24 protein-coding genes and 1 riboswitch are annotated in these 20303 nt (G+C 56.6%); of the genes, 17 read left to right on the top strand and 7 right to left on the bottom strand.

The window, feature by feature from the left end; translation table 11 throughout:
* Window positions 1-18: 18 nt before the first annotated feature.
* A complete protein-coding gene (locus AC07VV_RS02670) occupies window positions 19-918 on the bottom strand; it encodes a pirin family protein (RefSeq protein WP_495035164.1) in 900 nt (299 codons plus the stop codon).
* An 88-nt stretch (window positions 919-1006) separates the two neighbouring features.
* Complete coding sequence (locus AC07VV_RS02665) at window positions 1007-1447, bottom strand: DoxX family protein (protein WP_096821733.1); 441 nt, start codon at window positions 1445-1447, stop codon at window positions 1007-1009.
* Window positions 1448-1618: 171 nt separating this feature from the next.
* Between AC07VV_RS02665 and AC07VV_RS02660 the strand changes: the two genes are divergently transcribed.
* The 13 genes from AC07VV_RS02660 to AC07VV_RS02600 all read left to right on the top strand — a co-directional run bounded on the left by AC07VV_RS02660 (window position 1619) and on the right by AC07VV_RS02600 (window position 11612).
* Window positions 1619-2521 (top strand): LysR family transcriptional regulator, encoded by a 903-nt coding sequence (locus tag AC07VV_RS02660; protein ID WP_495035163.1) that lies wholly within the window; start codon window positions 1619-1621, stop codon window positions 2519-2521.
* A gap of 23 nt (window positions 2522-2544) precedes the next feature.
* Window positions 2545-3618 (top strand): NAD(P)/FAD-dependent oxidoreductase, encoded by a 1074-nt coding sequence (locus tag AC07VV_RS02655; protein ID WP_495035162.1) that lies wholly within the window; start codon window positions 2545-2547, stop codon window positions 3616-3618.
* A gap of 74 nt (window positions 3619-3692) precedes the next feature.
* Window positions 3693-3898, top strand: a riboswitch (cobalamin riboswitch).
* Window positions 3899-3990: 92 nt separating this feature from the next.
* Complete coding sequence (locus AC07VV_RS02650; protein ID WP_495035161.1) at window positions 3991-5928, top strand: TonB-dependent receptor plug domain-containing protein; 1938 nt, start codon at window positions 3991-3993, stop codon at window positions 5926-5928.
* Window positions 5928-6287 carry a (2Fe-2S) ferredoxin domain-containing protein gene (locus AC07VV_RS02645; protein WP_096821730.1) on the top strand — a complete coding sequence of 120 codons (360 nt, stop codon included), beginning with the start codon at window positions 5928-5930 and terminating at the stop codon, window positions 6285-6287. Before AC07VV_RS02650 ends, AC07VV_RS02645 begins: the two co-directional genes overlap by 1 nt.
* Window positions 6284-7195, top strand: coding sequence for an ABC transporter substrate-binding protein (locus tag AC07VV_RS02640; RefSeq protein ID WP_495035160.1), 912 nt, complete (start codon window positions 6284-6286; stop codon window positions 7193-7195). Before AC07VV_RS02645 ends, AC07VV_RS02640 begins: the two co-directional genes overlap by 4 nt.
* 112 nt (window positions 7196-7307) lie before the next feature.
* Window positions 7308-7781: a DUF2059 domain-containing protein gene (locus tag AC07VV_RS02635; protein WP_495035159.1), complete on the top strand. Its 474-nt coding sequence runs from the start codon at window positions 7308-7310 to the stop codon at window positions 7779-7781.
* Window positions 7782-7891: 110 nt separating this feature from the next.
* Window positions 7892-8086 (top strand): hypothetical protein, encoded by a 195-nt coding sequence (locus tag AC07VV_RS02630; RefSeq protein WP_495035158.1) that lies wholly within the window; start codon window positions 7892-7894, stop codon window positions 8084-8086.
* Entirely contained in the window at window positions 8083-8409 is a 327-nt protein-coding gene (locus tag AC07VV_RS02625; protein ID WP_495035157.1) for a low molecular weight protein tyrosine phosphatase family protein, read from the top strand. The genes AC07VV_RS02630 and AC07VV_RS02625 overlap by 4 nt, the downstream gene beginning before the upstream one ends.
* Window positions 8410-8541: 132 nt before the next feature.
* The gene (locus AC07VV_RS02620; RefSeq protein WP_495035156.1) at window positions 8542-9579 is read left to right on the top strand and encodes an alpha/beta hydrolase family protein; all 1038 of its coding nucleotides are present in this window, start codon (window positions 8542-8544) and stop codon (window positions 9577-9579) included.
* 65 nt (window positions 9580-9644) lie between these two features.
* A complete protein-coding gene (locus AC07VV_RS02615; RefSeq protein WP_495035155.1) occupies window positions 9645-9968 on the top strand; it encodes a gamma-glutamylcyclotransferase family protein in 324 nt (107 codons plus the stop codon).
* Window positions 9943-10395, top strand: coding sequence for a hypothetical protein (locus tag AC07VV_RS02610; RefSeq protein WP_495035154.1), 453 nt, complete (start codon window positions 9943-9945; stop codon window positions 10393-10395). Before AC07VV_RS02615 ends, AC07VV_RS02610 begins: the two co-directional genes overlap by 26 nt.
* Window positions 10396-10401: 6 nt before the next feature.
* On the top strand, window positions 10402-11085 hold the full coding sequence (locus AC07VV_RS02605; RefSeq protein WP_495035153.1) for a phytanoyl-CoA dioxygenase family protein: 684 nt from the start codon (window positions 10402-10404) through the stop codon (window positions 11083-11085).
* A gap of 35 nt (window positions 11086-11120) precedes the next feature.
* Entirely contained in the window at window positions 11121-11612 is a 492-nt protein-coding gene (locus AC07VV_RS02600) for a GNAT family N-acetyltransferase (protein ID WP_495035152.1), read from the top strand.
* Between the two features lie 61 nt (window positions 11613-11673).
* On the opposite strand, the gene AC07VV_RS02595 is transcribed toward AC07VV_RS02600, so the two are convergent.
* Window positions 11674-12117 (bottom strand): hypothetical protein, encoded by a 444-nt coding sequence (locus AC07VV_RS02595; RefSeq protein WP_495035151.1) that lies wholly within the window; start codon window positions 12115-12117, stop codon window positions 11674-11676.
* Between the two features lie 130 nt (window positions 12118-12247).
* Here AC07VV_RS02595 and AC07VV_RS02590 point away from each other — a divergent pair, with 130 nt between their 5' ends.
* Window positions 12248-13171 carry a bifunctional helix-turn-helix transcriptional regulator/GNAT family N-acetyltransferase gene (locus AC07VV_RS02590; protein WP_495035150.1) on the top strand — a complete coding sequence of 308 codons (924 nt, stop codon included), beginning with the start codon at window positions 12248-12250 and terminating at the stop codon, window positions 13169-13171.
* Between the two features lie 192 nt (window positions 13172-13363).
* On the opposite strand, the gene AC07VV_RS02585 is transcribed toward AC07VV_RS02590, so the two are convergent.
* The 3 genes from AC07VV_RS02585 to AC07VV_RS02575 all read right to left on the bottom strand — a co-directional run bounded on the left by AC07VV_RS02585 (window position 13364) and on the right by AC07VV_RS02575 (window position 17018).
* Window positions 13364-14512, bottom strand: a complete 1149-nt coding sequence (locus AC07VV_RS02585) for a hypothetical protein (protein ID WP_495035149.1) — start codon at window positions 14510-14512, stop codon at window positions 13364-13366.
* The gene (locus tag AC07VV_RS02580) at window positions 14509-15717 is read right to left on the bottom strand and encodes a hypothetical protein (RefSeq protein WP_495035148.1); all 1209 of its coding nucleotides are present in this window, start codon (window positions 15715-15717) and stop codon (window positions 14509-14511) included. The genes AC07VV_RS02585 and AC07VV_RS02580 overlap by 4 nt, the downstream gene beginning before the upstream one ends.
* Window positions 15718-16277: 560 nt before the next feature.
* Window positions 16278-17018, bottom strand: a complete 741-nt coding sequence (locus AC07VV_RS02575) for an NAD-dependent epimerase/dehydratase family protein (protein WP_495035147.1) — start codon at window positions 17016-17018, stop codon at window positions 16278-16280.
* A 195-nt stretch (window positions 17019-17213) separates the two neighbouring features.
* On the opposite strand from AC07VV_RS02575, the gene AC07VV_RS02570 reads away from it, so the two are divergent.
* The 3 genes from AC07VV_RS02570 to AC07VV_RS02560 are packed head-to-tail and all read left to right on the top strand — an operon-like array spanning window position 17214 to window position 19529.
* Window positions 17214-18350 (top strand): tetratricopeptide repeat protein, encoded by a 1137-nt coding sequence (locus AC07VV_RS02570; RefSeq protein ID WP_495035146.1) that lies wholly within the window; start codon window positions 17214-17216, stop codon window positions 18348-18350.
* Between the two features lie 47 nt (window positions 18351-18397).
* Window positions 18398-18865, top strand: coding sequence for a metallophosphoesterase family protein (locus tag AC07VV_RS02565; protein ID WP_495035145.1), 468 nt, complete (start codon window positions 18398-18400; stop codon window positions 18863-18865).
* A 43-nt stretch (window positions 18866-18908) separates the two neighbouring features.
* Window positions 18909-19529, top strand: coding sequence for a LysE family translocator (locus AC07VV_RS02560; RefSeq protein ID WP_495035144.1), 621 nt, complete (start codon window positions 18909-18911; stop codon window positions 19527-19529).
* A 117-nt stretch (window positions 19530-19646) separates the two neighbouring features.
* On the opposite strand, the gene AC07VV_RS02555 is transcribed toward AC07VV_RS02560, so the two are convergent.
* On the bottom strand, window positions 19647-20108 hold the full coding sequence (locus AC07VV_RS02555) for a hypothetical protein (RefSeq protein WP_096821712.1): 462 nt from the start codon (window positions 20106-20108) through the stop codon (window positions 19647-19649).
* Between the last annotated feature and the right edge of the window lie 195 nt (window positions 20109-20303).

Here is a 20303-nt window from a genome sequence, read left to right as displayed (position 1 = left end):
TCACAGGCCAGACCCGACTTACTTGAACACCGGCACGGCAGCCGACCCGTCCGACTGTTTGAGATACTCACGCAACCGCCCACCGATTTCCGCAATCTTCGCTTCACCCTCTCGCAAGGCTTGCGGGTTCGTGTGCACGGAGTAGTTTCCCAGCGCCAGGTCATAGGAATGTGGTTGCGCCGAGCCGATCACGAACACCGTGCCTTCGCGCATGGCCTTTAGCGTCACGGCTCCGTTGCCAGGTTCGAAGACCGCCATTTCACCCGCGCTGACCAGATCGGGCGCCGCCAGCAATCCACGGCTGACACTCAGCCATAACAACTCGTGACCTTCGGGTGGGGTGTACGTCCAGGATTCCCCGGCGCCCAGCGTGACCAACAAGTAATTCATTCCCGCAGGTGCCCGAACCGGGCTCTGGACACCTTGGTGCAAGCCGAGAATCACCCGCGCCGGCCCCACTTCAGGCATAGCGCCGGACTCAAGGTATTGGCTATCGACACTGGCGTTTTCCAGCTCTGGAGGCAGCGCCACCCACAGTTGAAAGCCCTGAACCCGCTCCGAAGTACCCACCGACATTTCCTTGCCGTGCCAGACACCGCCGCCCGCCCGCATCCACTCGACACCACCGTAATCGATCATGCCCTTGCCCGACTCGGCGTCCTCAAACCGCAGGTTGCCCTCGGTAATCACCGTCACGGTGGCGATCCCCGAATGCGGGTGCATGGGCATGTGGTGAATGAACGAAGCCTCGCCTTCAAACAGATCGAGGAACACAAACGGCTTGATCAGTTGGCCCAGATCCGAAGGGCTCATCAGTCGCACGATCGCGCCATGCCCACTGCCGCTGGTGCGATAACGGATTGCTCGGAGGGTATGGGTCTCACGGGTATAGCCAGAAAGTTGCTGCTGAACGGTCATGATGATTACTCGGTTCTGTCGCGGGATGCTGCCAACAAAAAAAAGCTGAAGCGCGGTGAAGGAACCTGTCCTTCACCGCGCTCGGGTCTCAACCGCGACGAGCGTCGAGGCTGAAGCGGCCGGCACCGAAGGCCACGACCTGCAACAGGCCACCGGCCATGGCGATATTCTTGAAGAAGTGGATGAACTGGTTCTGGTCAGCCAGTGCACTGTGGAAGGCCAGTGCGGTGAACACGCTGAACGCAGCCAGCACAGCGGCGACGGTGCGGGTGCGGTATCCGGCGATCAACGCCAGGCCACCACCGACTTCAACGATGATCGCCACTGCCAGCGCCACTTGTGGAAGCGGCAGGCCCACCGAGCCGATGTAGCCGATCATCATGGCCGGAGCGGCCAGTTTGGAAAAACCGGAGAGGATGAATATCACGCTGAGCAATACGCGGCCGATCAAGGCAGCCGAAGCTTGTTTGGTGTCGGAAGCGTTCTGTTCAGAAGCCTGTGTTTGAGCGATGTTTGCAGAAGTAGCCATGGGAGTATTTCCTTCAATGGGGTCCGGTTCGACTTGAACCGTCCGGATGAAGAAATGTTGCGCCTCGGCAGCTCATCTGAATAGCCGACTAATTTAGATCATTACGTTCGATAAAATAGGTAAGCTGCATATTCCACGGTAACGCGCCCATGGCGACTCAAGGACACAGGCATGATCTCCGATCCAGGCACACCGACACTCGATCAACTGCGCGTATTCCTGACTGTCGTCGAAGTCGGCAGTTTTGCAGCCGCTGCGCGCAAGCTTCACCGGGCGACGTCGGTGATCAGCTACTCGATCGCCAACCTTGAGATGCAATTGGGCGTCACCTTGTTCGATCGCGAAACCACCCGCAAACCTCAACTCACCGACGCCGGCCGCACCGTGCTGGCCGAAGCCCGGACCATCGCCAACGGTGTGCACGGCTTGCGGGCCAAGGTCAAAGGCCTGTTGCAGGGGCTGGAAGCCGAAGTGCATGTGGTGCTCGACGTGATGCTGCCTGCCGAGCGCGTGGTGGATGCGCTGAAATCCTTTCGGGAAGAATTCCCCACCGTCGCCTTGCACCTGCACATGGAAGCACTCGGCGCCGTGACCGAACGGGTGATCAATCGCGGCGCGGTGGTCGGCGTCAGCGGGCCGATGAACGACGGCATCAACGGCATCGAAAGAATAGGCATCGGCAGCGTCGAGCTGATTCCGGTGGCGGCGCCGAATCATCCGCTGGCCTCAGGCGAAACCAACGTTCCGGGTGCCGGGCGCGAGCACACGCAACTGGTGCTGTCCGACCGCTCGCGACTGACCCAGGACAAGGAGTTCGCCGTGCTGAGCAACCGCACCTGGCGCCTGGCGGACCTGGGCGCCAAACACATGTTGCTGCGCGAGGGCATCGGCTGGGGGAACATGCCGAAGCCGATGATTCAGGAGGATCTGGACAGCGGCCGACTGGTACAACTGAATTTGTCGGAGTACGCCAGCGGGCAATACACCTTCGACGCCATCTATCGCACCGATGTGCCACCGGGGCCGGCGGCGCGGTGGTTGATCGAGCGCTTCATGCAACAGGTCACCGCGTAGCCAGATAAAAAATGGAGATTGAAATGGCAACAAGGACTGTCAAACGTGTCGTGGTCGTAGGTGCCGGCATCGTCGGCGCCTCTGTCGCGTATCACCTGGCCTGCAAGGGCGCGGAGGTGACCGTGGTCGAAGCTGGAGATATCGCAAGCGGCGTGACCGGGCGCTCGTTTGCATGGATCAACACCTCGCACAACGGGCCTGATCCTGTCGCGCAAATTCGTGGGGCGGCCATTCAGGAATACCGTCGACTCGAAGCACAGTTGCCCGGACTGGAGATTCGATGGACCGGTTCCCTTTCATACGGCGCGGGGTCGGAAACCGAGTCGCCAGCCGCCAATCCCCGCCCCTCCACAACGCGGTTGTCTCGTCAGCAAATTCTCGAACTTGAGCCCAATCTCAGGCATCCCCCGCAGAGCGCTTTTTACGATACCGAAGCCGGTGCGCTGGACGCCGTACAAGTCACCCACGCGTTGATTGCAGGTGCCCGGACACTTGGCGCAAAAGTGCTTACGCAAACCCGGGTGCTCGGTTTCACTACCCGCAATGCCAAGGTGACAGGCATCAAAACCGCAAAGGGCATCATCGACAGCGACGTGGTTGTATTGGCCGCCGGGACCGGTATCACGCAGCTGACGCAGGTTCTGAACCTGTCCCTTCCAATCGCGGCCTCTCCCGCCATTTTCATCCGCTACCGGATGCAACCCGATCGGGTGAACACGCTGATTTCCAGTCCTGAAATGGAAGTGAGACAAGGCTCGGAGGGGACGTTGCTGGCGGCGGAGGATTATCTGGACGACGCCCAGGAAAACCGCCCTGAAGCGATAGCGCTACGAACCGCAGCCGCCATCCGGGACGAATTGAGCGGGATCATTTCCATCGAACCGGAATCGTCCTGTGTCGGGCTCAGACCCATTGCTGCGGACGGCATACCCGTGATCGGCTATCTCCCCGGAGCCAATCACATCTACGTCTGCACGATGCATCCCGGCGTGACGTTGGCGGCAATTGTGGGTCGTCTGGCCAGTGAAGAAATTATCGAAGGAGAGGACTTCTCCGCGTTGAGCGCGTGCCGTCCCGGTCGATTTTTTCAGACGTGAGAACACTGGCGGTTGTCGAGAAATCAGCAACGGCAATCCGCAGCCCATGTTGACGAGCGGTCATCCGAATGTTCAGATGCCGCCCTGTTTCAGGTGTCCCATGCCGCCGTGCATGGGGTGAAACGGGAAACCGGTACGTTCCTTTCGAACAAGTCCGGTGCTGCCCCCGCAACGGTAGGCGCGTGATGCTTTCGACACACCACTGTGGCCAGACGGCCATGGGAAGGTGAAGGCGTCCATACGCGCGAGCCCGGAGACCGGCCTGAAATTCTGTTTGGCAAAATCCTGCGGTGGGCGGGCATGGGCCGGTGTCGGCGTGTGCGCGATGCCTTCTCCTGCATGCTCTTCTGCGAAGATCCTTTCGAGAAGACAATGATTCGACCTTTCAACACTCCGGCTCCATCCCTGTTGCTCGGCTGTCTGTTCAGCCCCCTGTTGCTGGCGGACGACGCGCCGCTCGAACTCACTCAGCAAATCGTGTCCGCGCCGTCCGTGGAGTCCACGACCGTGGCCGACATGGCACAGTTCGGCAGCAAGGTCGAGATCGTCACCCGCGAGCAGATCGAGCGCGCCGGCCCCAGCGCCGATGTCAGCCGCGTGATGCAGATGTTCATTCCCGGCCTGTACGTCGCGCCGAAAAACGGCCCGTTCGACTACGGCACCTATTCCCTGCTGGGCGGGCGCAACGATGACACGCTGATCCTGCTCGACGGCGTGCGTCTGAACAATCGCCTGTACGGCGGCCTGTATCTGGACACCCTGCCGGCCAACGCCATCGAACGCATCGAAGTGCTCAAAGGTGGGCAGAGCCTGCTGTTCGGCACGCAGGCCGTGTCCGGCGTGATCAACATCGTGACTCGCAGCCCGCAGAGCCGCAAAGCCTCCGGCGAAGTGAACATGGGCGTGGATACCTTCGGCGGCACCACCGAGGATGCGCGAGTCGAGAACATCTTCACCAACGGTTTCGGCGACCTGGGCTTGCTGGCCTACGTCAGTCATAACGTTTCGGATGGCTATCAGCCGTTTCGCAATCGCGACATCAAGAACGACAGCAACAAGAAGCGCGCCTACGAAGTCACCACCTTCGGCGGCAAGGCGATTCAGTCCTTTGGCGACGATGCGCGGATGGAATTGTTCTACCAATACGCCGACGCCAACCTCGACTTCGCCCGGCCGGTCGACAACCACAAGACCACCAACGACCGCGTCCAGCAGATCGCCACGGCGACCTTCGAACAGCCCCTCAACGAGCGCCTGAGCTATTTCGTCAAAGGCCACATCAACGACTGGGACACCCGCTACACGCGCATCAACAACACCGCCAATGGCGGCACCAGAACCATCAATCACAACGACTACTGGGGCTTCACCGACTGGGGTGTGCAGGCCGAAGGCAAGGCTGAATTGCCCGGCGGCCATGTGCTGGTGTTCGGTACAGACAACCAATGGTTCAAGGGCCAGGACGATGTGCTGATCATCGACAATGACAAGGCTGAAGCCCACGCGCTGTACACCCAGTTGCGCCCGCAGATCGACGCCCTGCCCGACTGGCACCCGAGCATCGGTATTCGTCACGAAGCCATGGGCGGCGGCGACAGTGCCACGGTCGGCATGCTCACTTCGCTGTATGACCTCAATGAACACTGGGCACTGCGCGGCCAGTACGGCACGGCCTACAAACTGCCGAACGCCGAGCAACTATTCGTCAACGAACCGGGCGACGAGTTGGGCAACCGCAACCTGAAACCAGAGAAAAGTCGCAACGCCGAACTCGGCCTCGACTACAAAGGCTTGCTGCTCGATCGCGAGTTCAGCGCCAGCGTCACCCTGTTCAAACGCAAGATCGACGACCTGATTACCCTCGACGACATCCAGTGGGTCAACGGCCAGGGACAGATCCAGATGCGCGGTTTCGAGGCGGACGCCAAACTGGCGCTCAACGAGCAATGGAGCCTGCAGGCGGACATGACCCGCAACCTCACCGAATCGCGCGCAGGCGTCACGCTCAACGACGTTCCGAGCTTCTTCGCCCGATCACGCGTCGGTTATGAGTCGGTTGACCGGATGTGGGGCGCCGGGGGTGCAATCCGCTACATTCGCGATGTGATCAGCTCGAAACAGGTCGAGTACGGCCATTACGCCGTGGTGGACGCCGATGCTTATCGCTACCTGGACGGCGCGCACCAGCACCGACTGAGCCTGCTGGTGGAAAACCTGTTCGACCGCGATTACGTCACCAGCCGTTCGAACAACGTCGACAACCTCGGACGGCCGTTCACCTCCGAAGTGCGCTACACGTACCGTTTCTGATGGCTGAAATCAAAACCATCGACGGCGTCGACACGCACCCGGACTGGTCGCATGTTCCCGCCCATGCCCGCCACGTCTTCCTCTGCACCGGCCCGCGCTGCACCCAGCGCGGCGCCTTGCAGATATGGAAAACCCTGCGTCGACACTTGCTGGCGCATGACCGCATCGAGACACCGGGCGGGGTTTTGCTGACCCGCACGCACTGTCAGTTCCCGTGCAACCTGGGGCCGGTCATGACGGTGTATCCGGAGACCTGCTGGTATGGCGTACGCAGCCACGCGGATGCGCAGCGGCTGGTCGAAGTGCACCTGGTGGGCGGCGAAGTGGTCGAGGATCTGTTGATCAAGGAGCGCTCGTGAGAACGCTGTGTTTTCTGGCGGGCGCCCTGCTCTGCGCTTCTCCGGTTCTGGCAGATGACTACCGCAATTGTGGCGAGACCTGGCACCTGCCGGCAACGCCACCGTCACGGATTGTCGCTCTAAATCAGCATGCGGCCGATCTTGTGTTGGCGTTGGGCGCGGGCCCGACGCTGGCAGGCGTTGCCTATCTGGATGACACCGGTACGCCTCAGACCGAATATTTCGGCGTGCCAGTGATCTCCCCCCGCTATCCGTCGAGCGAAGTGCTGTACGCGCAGAAACCGGATCTCGTGGTCGGCGGCTTCGCCACGGCGTTTGGCAACGGCGTGACGTCACGCAGCGGGCTGGGGCGCAACGGCGTGGCTTCGTATTTGCTGGAATCGGCCTGCAACGGACATTCACTGGATTACTTCGAACACATCCGCAACGACCTCTCGACCCTCGGCGCCTTGCTGCACCGACAACAGCGCGCTCGGGAACTGAGCGATGCGATGGATGCCGATCTGGAAAAGGCCAAGGCTTTAACCCGCCCGGGCAGGCCGCTGTCAGTGTTCTATCTCGACAGCGAGGTCAACGGTCTCGACAGTGAAGGCCGGCGCGGTTTCGTCACCACACTGCTGGCAGCAGCCGGGGCTCGAAACCTGTTCGCCGACATCAATCAATACCGGGTGACCGTCAGCCGCGAAACCCTGCTCACCAGTGACCCGGACGTGGTCCTGCTGGCCGACGCGCAATGGTCGCCGGCCAGTCGCAAGCGTCAGTTGCTGATGCAGGATCCGGTGCTGTCGACCTTGCGGGCCGTACGCCAGAACCGGATGATCGATATTCCCTTCACGCATCTGTTGCCGACGGTGGGCAGTGGTCGGGTGGCGTCGGAGTTGGCAGAACGGCTCAGGGCCTTACCTTGAACATCACCGCGAGAAATCTCTGAAGACCCGATAGAATCCCGGGCCACTGGCCCCTGGCATCTGAATCATGCCACCCAATCCATACCTGCAGATTGATCAAGGAAAGACGCTCATGGGTTTGAGAACAATATCGTTCGCTGTGTTACTTGCCGTGGTTCTGACTGCTTGCGGTGGCAGCAAGGACAAAGCGCGGGAACTGGTCGAATCCACTCGCTACGACGACTTCGAGTCCCGCCTGAACGTGTTGTTGGAATTCTTCAACTCACACTACTGGGCACTGCCGACCGACACCATTCGCGAAGTCGTGACAAAAAACCTGGATAGGGAAGCGACCAAAAACCAGATCATTGATGTCTACGCCGACCATTTCAACGAAGAAGAACTCGAAGTGATGATTCGTGCCAACAACAAGAGTCTCGAGGAAACCGAAAGCATTCTTTCCAGCACCAAGGAAGGTCGCGCACTGTTAGACAGAGTGGTGGAAGTTCAGGCCGTGGTTGATCAGGTCATGGACGATGCAGCAAAAGCCCAAACGACCGCAATCGTCGAGGCGCTGGATAAGCTGAATGAGCCTTATGTGAACTAGATTCGTATAAAAAGGGGATCGTACAGCTTTCGGTACTCCCGATTCACGCTTACCATACGGCCAACTCGTATTACCGCGGCTGCTGAACCCGGTATTCACGAGGACAGACCATGAACAGAACCCGCGCCTGGAGACGTACCCAGGCCCGTAAACACGGCAGTGATAAAGCGGTTCGTCCGCCAACTTTCAAGCCGGAAAAGAACTGGAAGTTGATGTACATCCGATCCACCAAACTGGTCAGGGCTCGCCAACTCGGCATGAGCTATCCCATTCGCTCCACCCGCCAATTGTTGGATCAAGAGTGACGAACCTACTGTTCATTTGCAGTCGTAACCAATGGCGCAGCCCGACAGCGGAAGCAGTCTGGCGCCGTCGTCCCGGCTTCAATGTCCGTTCAGCGGGCACCAGTCCCAATGCACGCAAAACCGTCGGCCCAGCGGATATTCGCTGGGCCGATTTCATTTTTGTGATGGAAACCAAACACCTGAATCGTCTGCGGGCCGAATACGCCCGGTTGCTGGAGCACAAGCGGATTCACTCGCTGGATATTCCGGATGACTATCACTACATGGATCCTGAGCTGGTGGAACGGCTTGAAGAAACGGTAAAACCCTACTTCGCTGACTGACCTCTCTGTCGCCAGGCAATGAAACAAATGAAACGGAATTCCCTTCATGTTTGAACGGGGTTATCTCATAGTCGAGTAGAACGTCTGGGCGAACGTTCCGTTTGCTCACTTTGATCAAGGAAGATAAAAACAATGAAAAACGCTTTCGGCCTCCTGCTTCTGATCTGCCTTTCGGCCAACGCACACGCTGACGAAAACCCCATTGGTTTCCGGACCGCCACACTGCCGGATGCGCACAGCGACCGTCCGCTGGAGATGGTCGTCTGGTATCCCGCCAAGACCACCGCCACCCCGCAGTTGATTGCCGACGATATTGTGTTCGTCGGGACATCCGCCGTGCGCGATGCACCGCCGACTGCCGGTGAGCATCCGTTACTGGTGCTCTCGCATGGTTACCGAGGGAACTGGAGCAACCAGGCGTGGCTGGCTACCGCTCTGGCCCGTCAGGGTTACATCGTCGCGGCGGTCAACCATCCCGGCACCACGACGCATGATCGCAGTCCTCAAGCCGCTGCACAGTTGTGGCAACGACCTGCCGACATCAGCCGCGTCATCGATGCGGTCACCGCTCGACCCGAGCAGACGGGTGCCGTTTCGATGCGTCGAATTGCGGTAGCCGGCCACTCACTTGGCGGCTGGACCGCCCTCGAAATCGCCGGTTCACGGTTCGATCCCGAGCGCTTTGCGAAGGACTGCGCAGCCCATCAAAAACTGGCCAGTTGCTCGGTCTACAAGACGATCAACGTCGCCGACACGCCAGAATCAAAGAGCCGGATGGGCGCGGACTTGAGCGACAAACGCGTCAGCGCGATCGTTTCACTGGACCTGGGCCTGTCACGCGGCATGACCGACGCAAGCCTCGCCGCGTTGCCGGTTCCGACACTGGTGATTGGCGCTGGTGTGCCGTCTGAAGACCTGCCCGCCCAATTGGAGTCGGCAAGTCTCGCCAAGCGGCTGCCTTCGGCATCGTCGCAGTATGTCGAGATCAGCGACGCCAGCCATTTCAGCTTCATGGCATCGTGCAAGCCCGGCGCCGTGGAGTTGCTTGAAGAAGACTCGCCAGGCGATGGCATCATTTGCGGGGATGGTGGCGGCCGTTCGCGTGAGGTGATCCAGCAACAGGTTGTGGCATTGATCGACGGTTTCCTGACCCGGTCGACTCAGAACTGATCACGGTGTTGCCTGGGCCTCGGCCTTACGTCAGGATTCCTCCCTTTTGACCGAAAGGAGCAATCGTGGAACGTCTCTTCGTTTATGGAACCCTGGGCCCCGGCCGGCCGAATGAACATGTGATGCTGAACATCGGCGGCACGTGGCAGGCGGCCTCGCTTAAGGGGCGCCTGGCGAACGCCGGTTGGGGTGCGGAGATGGGTTTTCCCGGCCTGGTGATTGCCGAGGATGGGGATGTCATCGAAGGCTATGTTTTTTCGTCCGAAAACTTCCACCTGCATTGGCCGGCACTCGATGAGTTTGAAGGGGCTGAGTATCAGCGGGTTTTGACCAAGGTGACCCTGGATGACGGGACGGCAATGGATGCCTTTGTTTACGCGCTCCGATGATCGGCGTTCGCCCCTTTCTCGACGGCTGAAGATCGTCCTTGCCGGGCTATTGTTGTGTGTCGGGATCTGGGGCGCGTCCGAGTGGTGGGAAAAAGCATTGGCGAAGCCTGCCTACGCAGCAGACATCAGCCCTGATGGCTGCTTCCGGGTGCAAACGTTCAGACCTTTCTGGTTACTGCCCGGCTTCCTTCACCCCCAGGCGCATCCGGACGACTCTTTTGAAACTCGGTGGTTTGTAACCTGGGAGTCTCCCGCTTTTTTCCGTTTGTACGATAATCGCGATGGTCAGTTACTTGGCGAAAGCGAGATCTACGACTTGGTGAGTTACGGGGACCGACTGTCTTGGGGTTACGGCAGCGATACCGAGGTTCGCGTCGGCTTGATCACGATTGGCAACACTCGCCCTGACTGTAAAAAGGGAGACTGATGAACCATGACGAACCGCGAACTGCTCTTTCGCGAAGGCTATGCACTGCTCTTTGGAGCGGTCCCGGCCGCGTGGTTAACCGACCTACGCACCGCGTTCGATCACGGCGTAAAACCCTCAAGCGAATGGCCCGTTCCCCGTGGCATGGATTGGCGCCACTCGCTGTTGGACATCGACCCGAAGGTTCAGACCGTATGTCGTCTGCCGCCAATGCTGGCGGTGGTTGGCGAGTTGATCGGCGAACGCTTCTTCCTCTCCCAGGTGGAGGGCCGCGAGCCGCTTGCCGGTGGCGGCCATCAACAGTTGCACCGCGACTTGTCGGCACAGCGCCCCGGCGATACCGTCAACGCGCTGGTGTACCTCGACGATTACGGCCCGGAGAACGGCGCAACCCGCATCGTCCCCGGCAGCCATCGCCCTGCACTCGGCGAGCCCCCGTTCAACTTCACTGACGAATCCCGCTCGGTGCAGCTTTCCGGTAGTGCTGGCGACATCCTGATATTCGATGCCGACCTGATCCACGCAGGCAGCTTGAACCCGACCGGCGCACGCCGTCGCACCCTGTTGATCACCTTTTTTTCTGAATCGCTCTACGCCACACACCTGGAAACGGTGAGCCTCAGAAACATACAAATGGACACGACCGAGCGGTTCGATCCGGCGGACTTCGTCCTCGATCCCCTGAACTGAAGCAGCCACCCGCCACTGAAGGAACGTGACGCCCCATGGACGAAACCACGCAGTACAGAATCGCCACCGTTGAAGATGCATTGACCGTCTGCGAACTGGGCCAGGTACTCAACGCCGTCCACCACGCCGCCCGCCCCGACATCTACACCGCCACCACCGAAGACTTCGCCCGTGACCTGCCACACTGGATGAATTACTTCGAAAAACCGGGTCAGGTTGTCTTCATTGCACACGTCGACCAGCAGCCCGCAGGGTTCATCGCTGCCAGCCTATCGGCCAGCGCCAGTCCGCTGATGCAACCCATGAACATCGTGCGCATCGGATCGGTGTGCGTCGCCGAGGCCTTCTGGGGCAAAGGCATCGGCCGTCAATTGATGGAACGGGTCAAAGACTGGGCCACCGAACACGACGCCCAGGAATTGAGATTGTCGGTCTGGCCGTTCAATGAACGCGCGGCACGGATGTATGCAGAGTTCGGGTTTGAGAGCCGCACCGTCGATATGGGCATGCGTTTGTCCCCGGCGTGATCAACGCCGACCATGTCACGACGTGTACATTCTCAATGCGCACGTCGTGACACAGCCTCGCTCATTGCGCGCTGATGTACTGGAATTTCGCCTGGGCTTTTTCGACGGCACTGCGCGCCGCGTCCTTCTGACTTTCACCGCCCGCGTAATAGATGCGCATGCCATTCAGATCGAGCGACTCAAACGCATTTTTGATAATGGCCACGTCGAGTGAGGTCCCCGCACCGATGATCAAGAAGCCGCTTTCGCCGGCAGACTTGGCGATCAGCAGTTGTTGCTTGAGTTGCGTGGCGTTGGCCCCGCCGCCGGCTGCAATCGCCAGATTGTCGGCGATCAGGCCGTGACTCTGGATTTTGGTCGCGGGCAGGCTGACCTTGTTCTGCCCGGCAGGAAGGGTCATGACATGGGCGTCGGCGGCTTCACGGTAAATGGCGTCGTCGCTCTTGCCGTGGGATGCACAACCGGCCAGAAGGGCCAATACAGACGCAGCAATAAGTAATTTCACGTTCGTTCCTTGTGAGAGTGGCTCCATGAACACGCAGGATAAGGGAGGCTGCCGTTGGTCAGCAATTCATTTGACTTGATTGCCTCGGGCAACTATATAGTTGCCTAAGGCAAACATAAGAGCATCTGCCATGTCCACGAACCCTCTCATCGAACGCGCCGACATCGTCCGGCAATTCAATCGCTTCTACACCCACCAGATCGGCGTTCTGCAGGAACACCTGCTGCAAAGCGACTACTCGTTGACCGAGCTGCGCATCCTCTACGAACTGGCCTCTGGCGGTGATCTGACCAGCGCCGACCTGCGCCAGATGCTGAGCCTGGACGCGGGTTACATGAGCCGGATCATCAGCGGCTTCGACAAAAAAGGCCTGATCCAGAAAGTCCCCTCCGCCACCGACGCCCGCGCCAGCCAGTTGCACATCACCGACCTCGGCCGCGAAATACTCGCCCCGCTGGAACAGGCGTCGCGGCAGGAAGTCATCACCCTGCTCGAACGCCTGGCCGAGCCGCAGCAACTGCAATTGATCGAGTCCATGAAGCAGATCCAGACCTTGCTCGAGGGCCGCCAACAGCCAACCTACCTGTTGCGCGACCCGCAACCCGGCGACATGGGGCTGGTGGTGCAGCAACAAACCGTGATCTACACCCGCGAATACGGCTGGAACTGGGAGTTCGAAGCGCTGGTCGCCGAGATCGTCGCCAAGTACCTGCGTGAGTTCGACCCTGCCAGCGAACGCTGCTGGATCGCGGAAAAGGACGGCAAGGTGGTGGGCTCGGTGTTTGTCATCCGGCACGATGCAACCACGGCAAAACTGCGCATGCTGTTTGTGGACGCCAGTGCTCGGGGGTTGGGGATCGGCAATCGACTGGTTGACGAATGTCTGAGGTTTGCCCGGGATGTCGGGTATAAAAAGATGATTCTGTGGACGACGAGCAATCTGGTGGATGCGCGCAAGTTGTATCAGCGGGCGGGGTTTGAGTTGGTGGAGGAAGAGCCGATATTCAGCTTCGGGAAGGAACTGGTGAGCCAGACGTGGGCGATTGAGCTTTGATGCTCTGTTTGGTCTGATTCCGGCGTAAAACTCCTCAGGTCCTGACGTGTTCTGGTTATCTACCGTTAAAGGGGGCTGATTTATTTTTTCAAAAAATAAATCAGCCCCCTTTAACGGTAGATTTTTTCAAATACCCGTCACAACGTACAAGTAGAGCCATTTAGTAAGGACTTCACTTCAAGAGACCCAAGGTTACTTGCTCTCTTCCTTTGTGTTACCGACCTTCTTGTCTACATAGTCTTTAGCTTTTTTCTCGATCGGCTCCCTTTGAGTTTCTATAGCATTCAGCAAATCTGATGTAATCGCTTTGTCAGGACCTTCGGAGATAGAGATAGAAATTTTCTGAAAAACCTCATCCTTAGGCACTGTGAACAGTGTCCAGTAGTCATAAAGTTTTTTGATATCGTAGCTACCCCCGGCTTTGATATGCGGAATCTCAATAGGCTGAATATGACTTCCCAGCGTTGAGATAATAGTCAGCTTCCTCTCCTCCTTATTGGCCACCCACTTGTGAAGCGCATTGGGATAAAAAAGATTTTGAGGCACAGCGGCAAAAGTGTTCACTTCAGAGTCAGGGGTTACAACTATGTGCATCTCATACACAAGGGCTGGAGCACCAACAAGGTCTTTGAAAGGCTTATCTTCATCATCACTTTCAATCGTTGGAACTATTGACTGATAGGACAGGAGCCCCTCTCTACTTGCCCCCTCCTCTTTCACGAAATCGTCAAGAGCCTTGGTGCCTGCATCACTCTTATAATTACCAGAGATTAAAATAACACAAAGATCATTACCTGAAGCCTGAAGTATTGCGACATTCTCTTTGTCAAATTTCTCCTCAAATTTACCTTTATTGTTTTCTATAAGCTTCCGAAGTTCACTATCCTTTTGCGTATGCTTTTTATCCTGCTTGAGGTACCACGTTATTAGCTTTGTGACTTCGCCTTCAACGTACTGTTGTTTTTTCAAGGCTTTTGAATCGCCATCCTCCTTGGGCGGCCATGCAGCAGGCTGGGTGTTATAGGCTAAAAGTGCAGAACCTTTCACCGTAACATCAGCCTTGAGATATGCATTATATTCTTTTAGCTTATCAAAACCGTAATCAATAGTCTTTTCGACAAGCGCCGGCAGAAGAAGAGCAACCAACGCTCCTGACTCAGCAGTTTTTGCCTTGTAGTTACATGAGTAGCCGCGCTTTATGAATACCTTGGTTTTCGCCATTACCGGATCATTGTCAATCTTGCTGTAGTTTACAGGCCCTGTATAAAAAACATCTGAAGTTGGAGCGCCGGCGCATCCAGCCAATAGCGTACTCACTACGAATATCCATTTCTTCTTCATTTTGGCAAGTCCTCGGCTGTTATGAGTTTTGCATAGTTGACCTTCTTGCTCACAACCACACACTGATTAGGCCCGCTGTCAGCACCAGAGTGGATTCCAATAAGAATAATTTTGTCTTTTTCTTTATCGTATCGGTATATTGGAGCTCCCGAAAACCCCTTTACCGTGCTGCAGGTATGAATGATGCAGCCAGCGCTATCTTTCATCAGGCTCATACAAAAACCCTGGTTATATGGACTCCACATTACCAAATCGTTATATCTAAGTTTTGCATGATCTGCGGAAACAGGCTCGTTTGAGTAAGGCGATTCCGATTCAAATATACTCGCAAGCTTTGCGCCATACGGAATACCCGGGATAAAAACTGGATTATCCCATTTTATTTCTACATCCCTGGGCAGTATCGTTGGAAGTTCTGCGGATACGGGTGTCTCTGCGTAAAGATACACTATGTCGCAGGGTTGCTGTTTACAGACAGCAACGACAGATTTAGTGATTTTAACCCTCCGATTCCCTACGACAATTCGCAAAATATCCAAGTTACCCTTTACATCATCCAAACAGTGTCTTGCCGTAACCCAAAGCCCGTTTCGTATAACAGAGACATCACAGACATGAGTATCTGATGTTGTTATGAGTGAAGAAAGACTGGAAAGTCCTCTGGTATATGTCCGGTCTATGCTGGCATATGGCGTTACCTTAAGCGCCGTGTTGGACAGTGATGTAAAACACTTGGCAATGAGGAATATTTGCAACCCATCATCAAGCTCACCTTTACAGTCGCTTGATTGTTTGAGTCTTTCATCCTCAATTTGGGGGGGGATAACTACACCTAATACTTTGGCTTCCTTTGCCCCGTCTACACCAGAAACCGTTTGTTCATTGACCCCTCTTTTTCCTTTGAATGGATTTCCTGCGTTTCCGCTCTCTGACATCACTCCATAATTCGGACCTCGCATCCTCCAGACCATGTCAGGGTCACGATCAAGCCGTTCAGTGACGAATTCGTCAGTGATATTGCTGCCATCGCGAAGAGCGTTGCCATAGAGAACGAGCTGATTCTCTCCTAGAGCCGCTGAATGTCGTGACTGAAGTCCATCCAAAGCTTTAATCTTCAATTCCTGCTGATTGCTGTACTGACCGAAGTCATCAGCGGATGCAGAGAGAACCACGACGACTAATACTAATGATATATACCTAACCATAATTAGCATCCTTTCCTAGACCGGCTCATTAATTACTAGCTCACACCAATAAAAACGTCCAGTTTTCTCAGCTTTGTACCAGATCGCCTTTTTCCGCCTCTACAATACACTACAGAGACATTTCCCCTTCGAACCTCTAACCAATATTCAAAGAACTCAAACACCGCATTTAAGAAATCATCGCAATCTGCTTTATCGACGAGTCGAATCAAATAGAAATACAAAGAGGCTTTCGCAAGCGGCTGCTAATAATCGAACGCGATCAATCGAGTATGCGCAATCGCCTGGAGCTCTTGATTCGGAGGCAATCCGGCTCAGCAATGCGGTGCCATCCGAGATACTGAGAAGCTTATCGATTCAGGTCTGCACTGTGTGTTTACCCTATTTACGAGAGCATTCATGTGCGTGAGGGGTGTCAGAAATATCAATGAGATAAATAAAAAGAATAAAAAGGGGACTGATATATTTTTCAATAATAAATCAGTCCCCCTTTAATTCCATTCCTGTCACATCAGTCAAGTCGCTCCTGACTCACTCTGGTGACCTGTAAAACACCGCACTCAATCAGATCCAGTGCGCCCTTCCAGAATCTCGAATGAATCATCAAGCGGCGCGTACCCAACAGCTTTTCTGGTCTGATCAATTGCAAGGCGTTTGTAGCGGTTATCCGAGACACCATGGACAACATGGAATCCGCTCAACTCGGCCTCGACACATCGCTCCAGTAACGCAACGACATCCCTGTAGCTGATAAACGCAGCCACGTCCCGGGGGCTGTGGGTTTCTCCGGCGTGAAATCTGGCGACGTTCGCAATACGGACCGCGATTGTCGTCATTTGACCATCGTTTGCATGCATCGAAGCCAGCGCTTCGCCAAACGCTTTGCTGACCCCGTAAAGGTTGCCTGGTTTCGGTGCCATCCCTTCATGTATCTGGACGTCTTTCGGATAACCCTCAATCGCCTGGGCACTGCTCGCGAATATGAAACGCTTGCAGCCTTGAGCTTTTGCGGCGAACAGCATGTTGTAGGTGCCGATAATATTCACGGGCAGCAGCGAAGACGTGAAGTCGGCGTCCGGGTTCGGATCAGCAGCGAGATGGATCACTGTGTGTATGCCTTCGCAGGCTTCGAGACAACTGACCTGATCCCTGATATCGAGAGCGAAACGTTGTGCCGAGTCCGGAAGTGTTGCGACGTCTATATCAGCCAGGCGCAAATCGGATTTATCGTCCCGCGCGGTCCAGAAAGCTCTGCCGATCTGGCCCGAAGCCCCCGTGATCAAAATTTTTGGCGTGCTCATGTCCGTATGTCCTGATGGTCAACCTCACGCTAGCCTCTCAGGCTTGAGACCGGTTCACAACATTCAGGATGAGTGAAAAGTGTGAACGCCGAATGTTGTCTATGGAGGAGAACAGGTTAGAACCCTGTAAGACTGGGCAGTACGAAAAAGCATCGATACACTCCCCCGCTTACCACGTTATGAACGGATTCGAAATTGCGCCGGTTTTCAATTGCTCTATTCCTCAGCATCCTCGCATTCATTGTTGTGTCCTTCTTTATCACGCTGTGGCGAAGCCCTTACAGCGTCACTACCTTGATCGCCTCAGCCTATGAGGAAGGCCTGGTCGTTGGCCGCAACCCTGGTAAAGCCGCAGAGTGGTACTTGAAAGGAGCAGCAAAGGGAGAGCCTGTCGCACAATTCAAGCTCGGCCTCATTGAATATTACGGTCGAGGTGTCGATGTTGATCGGCCCAAGGGCCTGCAGCTGATAAGCGAATCGGCGGAGCACGGGAACGCAGATGCCCAGTATTTCATGGGGGTTTCAAGCATTGCGGGCCTGGAAATACCGAGGGGTTTTGCCCAAGCCGCTACGTGGTTTCGCAAGGCTGCAGAACAAGGTCATGCCAAATCTCAACGTCAACTCGCTACCCTGTATTACAAAGGTAGTGGTATCGAGGCAGACCCTCGGCAGGCTTTCAACTGGGCCAGCAAAGCAGCCGCCCAGGGCGATAACGAGGCCCTGACATTACTGGGTAACCTCTACTTGTTTGGTCACGGCGTTTCAGCAGACCCTCAACAAGCCGTGAAACTACTTACCCAAGCGGCCACTGCCGGCGATAGCCAGGCATCCGGAATGCTGGGAGCGACTTATTTCAACGGCGTTGGCGCAGGCATCCCCAAAGATCTGCCTGCCGCATTGCATTGGTATACCCGTGCGGCCGAACAGGGTGACGCCAAGGCACAGTTCATCCTCGGCAACCTCTACAGCAGTGGCACCGATATGCCGGTTAACTACCCACTGGCGAATCACTGGTTGTTGCAGGCGGCCCTTCAAGGACATGCCGTGTCGCTCGTTACCCTTGCCGTTCATCTCGATAACGGGAAAGGCTTCGAGAAGAACAAGCGCAAGGCTTGCGGGTTATTGCGTGTAGCGCTCAAACAGACACTGCCTGACAATATCGCAGGCCCCATGCGTGTGGAGCTTGAGAAGGAAGAGAAGACTCTTTCGCCGGAACAACTGACCGACGTGCTGGCCATGGAAAAACTCTACTCAAGCCCGGCGGGTCTCAGGGAACTGCAAGGTGATCTGACAAGCGAACAGATAGCGAAACCCGCTGAGCCGACAGGCTGAATTCGGTGGAAGCCAGCATCCCGGCCCTACTCAACCCGGAGCTCCGTATGAAGATCGGCCTCATCTCCGACACCCACAACCTCCTGCGCCCCGAAGCCCTGGCCGCGTTGCAAGGCTGCGATCAGATCATCCATGCCGGCGACATCGGTAACGCGGACATCCTCGCGCAACTGACCGAAATCGCCCCCGTCCACGCAGTGCGCGGCAACAACGATCTCAACAGCCCCTGGGCCAAGGACATCCCCGACCTCCTCACCTTGACCCTCAACGGCTGGCAAACCCTCCTCGTCCACGACATCGCCGACGTCCCCACTGACCTCGACCCCAACGTAAAACTCATCATCACCGGTCACTCCCACAAACCCCGCATCGAATGGCGCGGCGATCGTCTCTACGTCAATCCGGGCAGCGCCGGCCCTCGTCGTTTCAAACTGCCGGTCACCCTGGCAATCCTTGAGATACAACCTGACGCCATCGAACCCCGCCTCATCTCCCTGCTGGATCCCCCCGCCTGAAACCGCTACCGTTCCCCCATCCAGAACAGGAAACCCACGCGCCATGCCCATCGCCGACAACCTCCTCGCCTTCACTTTCGCCGCCACACTGCTGACGCTGACACCCGGTCTCGACACCGCGCTTGTCCTGCGCACCGCCACCGTCGAAGGCAAGCAACAGGCCTTGCGCGCTGCGTTGGGCATCAACGCCGGTTGCCTGTTGTGGGGTGCGGCGGTGGCGTTCGGCCTCGGGGCGTTGATTGCGGTGTCGGAGCTGGCCTACAACCTGTTGAAGTATTGCGGTGCGGCGTATCTGGCATGGCTCGGGTTGAACATGCTGCTGCGCCCTCGCCGTTCACTGGCACCCGCCGAGGCCAACGGCAAGCCGGGAGCCAACTGGTTTTTGAAGGGCATGCTGGGGAATGTGCTCAATCCGAAGATCGGGATTTTCTACGTGTCGTTTCTGCCGCAGTTCATTCCGCAAGGGCAGCCACTGGTGCCGTGGACGTTCGGGCTGGTGAGCATTCATGTGGTGCTCGGGTTGATCTGGTCGCTGGTGTTGATCGGCGCGACACAGCCCCTGTCCGGGTTTCTGCGACGGGAGAAAGTAATTCGCTGGATGGATCGCACCACCGGGATGATTTTCGTGCTGTTTGCCGCGCGACTGGCCTTCAGCAAGCGCTGAATCGCCCGAACTTACGGGGCCAAAAAACAAGAGGGGGATTTTGAATAGGTATTCAAAATCCCCCTCTTCGTTCAATCGCTTAAAGCACGTTACTTCACAGCCATCGCGTAAACCTTGTCAGTGCACACGCTTACCAACGATTTCACCGGTAGCCGCGTCTTCCAACCATATTTCCAATCGGTTGAGACCCACATATTGCGAACGGGCGATGATCTTTTGACCGGGTTTGCCTTCGAACTCCAGATCGGCAAACAGGAACTGCAACGGCAGATTGTATTCCAGTTGAATCGTGTACTTCCCCGGGATCAGCACAGCACGCTGAGGCGAGTCATTCTTGTAATAGTAAGTGGAGAATGGAATGTTCCCCACTTTCTTGTCGTTGATTCTAATGATGTTCAGGTTTGGCTCGCCGTCCCCCCAGGAGCGCTGAGGCCTTCCGGCATAGGTATCGGTTTCGACGACGGTGTAACGGGTTTCGTCGCTCGGCTCACCGGACTGTACGTTCGAATACGCAGGCATCTCTGCACAACCCTGCAGGCACAGCAGCAGGATAAACGTCGGTATCGCAATCTTGATCATTGATAAATCTGCATTGATTGAAGATGAAAACTTGATGTCCTGGCAGTCGACCAAGTCAAAGCACGCGTTGTTTCGCAATGAAGGCCACATGCTATCACTCACCCCGAAAAAGTCACCCTCGCGGGTTGTGGATTGGCGCGCATCTGGCCTTCAGCCAGCGCCTGGGCTGGCGATAACCTGGTAAGCGTTTTACCG

It is taken from the genome of Pseudomonas sp. GW821-FHT02C04 (genome assembly GCF_059421845.1).
The sequence above is the reverse complement of the archived record's forward strand: the minus strand, read 5'-3'. Positions and strand labels throughout refer to the sequence as shown.

Bases quoted from the DNA above. Each gene is read 5' to 3' on its own strand.
- AC07VV_RS02670 (WP_495035164.1), bottom strand. From the start codon at position 918: ATGACCGTTCAGCAGCAACTTTCTGGCTATACCCGTGAGACCCATACC.
- AC07VV_RS02665 (WP_096821733.1), bottom strand. From the start codon at position 1,447: ATGGCTACTTCTGCAAACATCGCTCAAACACAGGCTTCTGAACAGAAC.
- AC07VV_RS02660 (WP_495035163.1), top strand. From the start codon at position 1,619: ATGATCTCCGATCCAGGCACACCGACACTCGATCAACTGCGCGTATTC.
- AC07VV_RS02655 (WP_495035162.1), top strand. From the start codon at position 2,545: ATGGCAACAAGGACTGTCAAACGTGTCGTGGTCGTAGGTGCCGGCATC.
- AC07VV_RS02650 (WP_495035161.1), top strand. From the start codon at position 3,991: ATGATTCGACCTTTCAACACTCCGGCTCCATCCCTGTTGCTCGGCTGT.
- AC07VV_RS02645 (WP_096821730.1), top strand. From the start codon at position 5,928: ATGGCTGAAATCAAAACCATCGACGGCGTCGACACGCACCCGGACTGG.
- AC07VV_RS02635 (WP_495035159.1), top strand. From the start codon at position 7,308: ATGGGTTTGAGAACAATATCGTTCGCTGTGTTACTTGCCGTGGTTCTG.
- AC07VV_RS02630 (WP_495035158.1), top strand. From the start codon at position 7,892: ATGAACAGAACCCGCGCCTGGAGACGTACCCAGGCCCGTAAACACGGC.
- AC07VV_RS02620 (WP_495035156.1), top strand. From the start codon at position 8,542: ATGAAAAACGCTTTCGGCCTCCTGCTTCTGATCTGCCTTTCGGCCAAC.
- AC07VV_RS02610 (WP_495035154.1), top strand. From the start codon at position 9,943: ATGCCTTTGTTTACGCGCTCCGATGATCGGCGTTCGCCCCTTTCTCGA.
- AC07VV_RS02605 (WP_495035153.1), top strand. From the start codon at position 10,402: ATGACGAACCGCGAACTGCTCTTTCGCGAAGGCTATGCACTGCTCTTT.
- AC07VV_RS02600 (WP_495035152.1), top strand. From the start codon at position 11,121: ATGGACGAAACCACGCAGTACAGAATCGCCACCGTTGAAGATGCATTG.
- AC07VV_RS02590 (WP_495035150.1), top strand. From the start codon at position 12,248: ATGTCCACGAACCCTCTCATCGAACGCGCCGACATCGTCCGGCAATTC.
- AC07VV_RS02585 (WP_495035149.1), bottom strand. From the start codon at position 14,512: ATGAAGAAGAAATGGATATTCGTAGTGAGTACGCTATTGGCTGGATGC.
- AC07VV_RS02580 (WP_495035148.1), bottom strand. From the start codon at position 15,717: ATGGTTAGGTATATATCATTAGTATTAGTCGTCGTGGTTCTCTCTGCA.
- AC07VV_RS02575 (WP_495035147.1), bottom strand. From the start codon at position 17,018: ATGAGCACGCCAAAAATTTTGATCACGGGGGCTTCGGGCCAGATCGGC.
- AC07VV_RS02565 (WP_495035145.1), top strand. From the start codon at position 18,398: ATGAAGATCGGCCTCATCTCCGACACCCACAACCTCCTGCGCCCCGAA.
- AC07VV_RS02560 (WP_495035144.1), top strand. From the start codon at position 18,909: ATGCCCATCGCCGACAACCTCCTCGCCTTCACTTTCGCCGCCACACTG.
- AC07VV_RS02555 (WP_096821712.1), bottom strand. From the start codon at position 20,108: ATGATCAAGATTGCGATACCGACGTTTATCCTGCTGCTGTGCCTGCAG.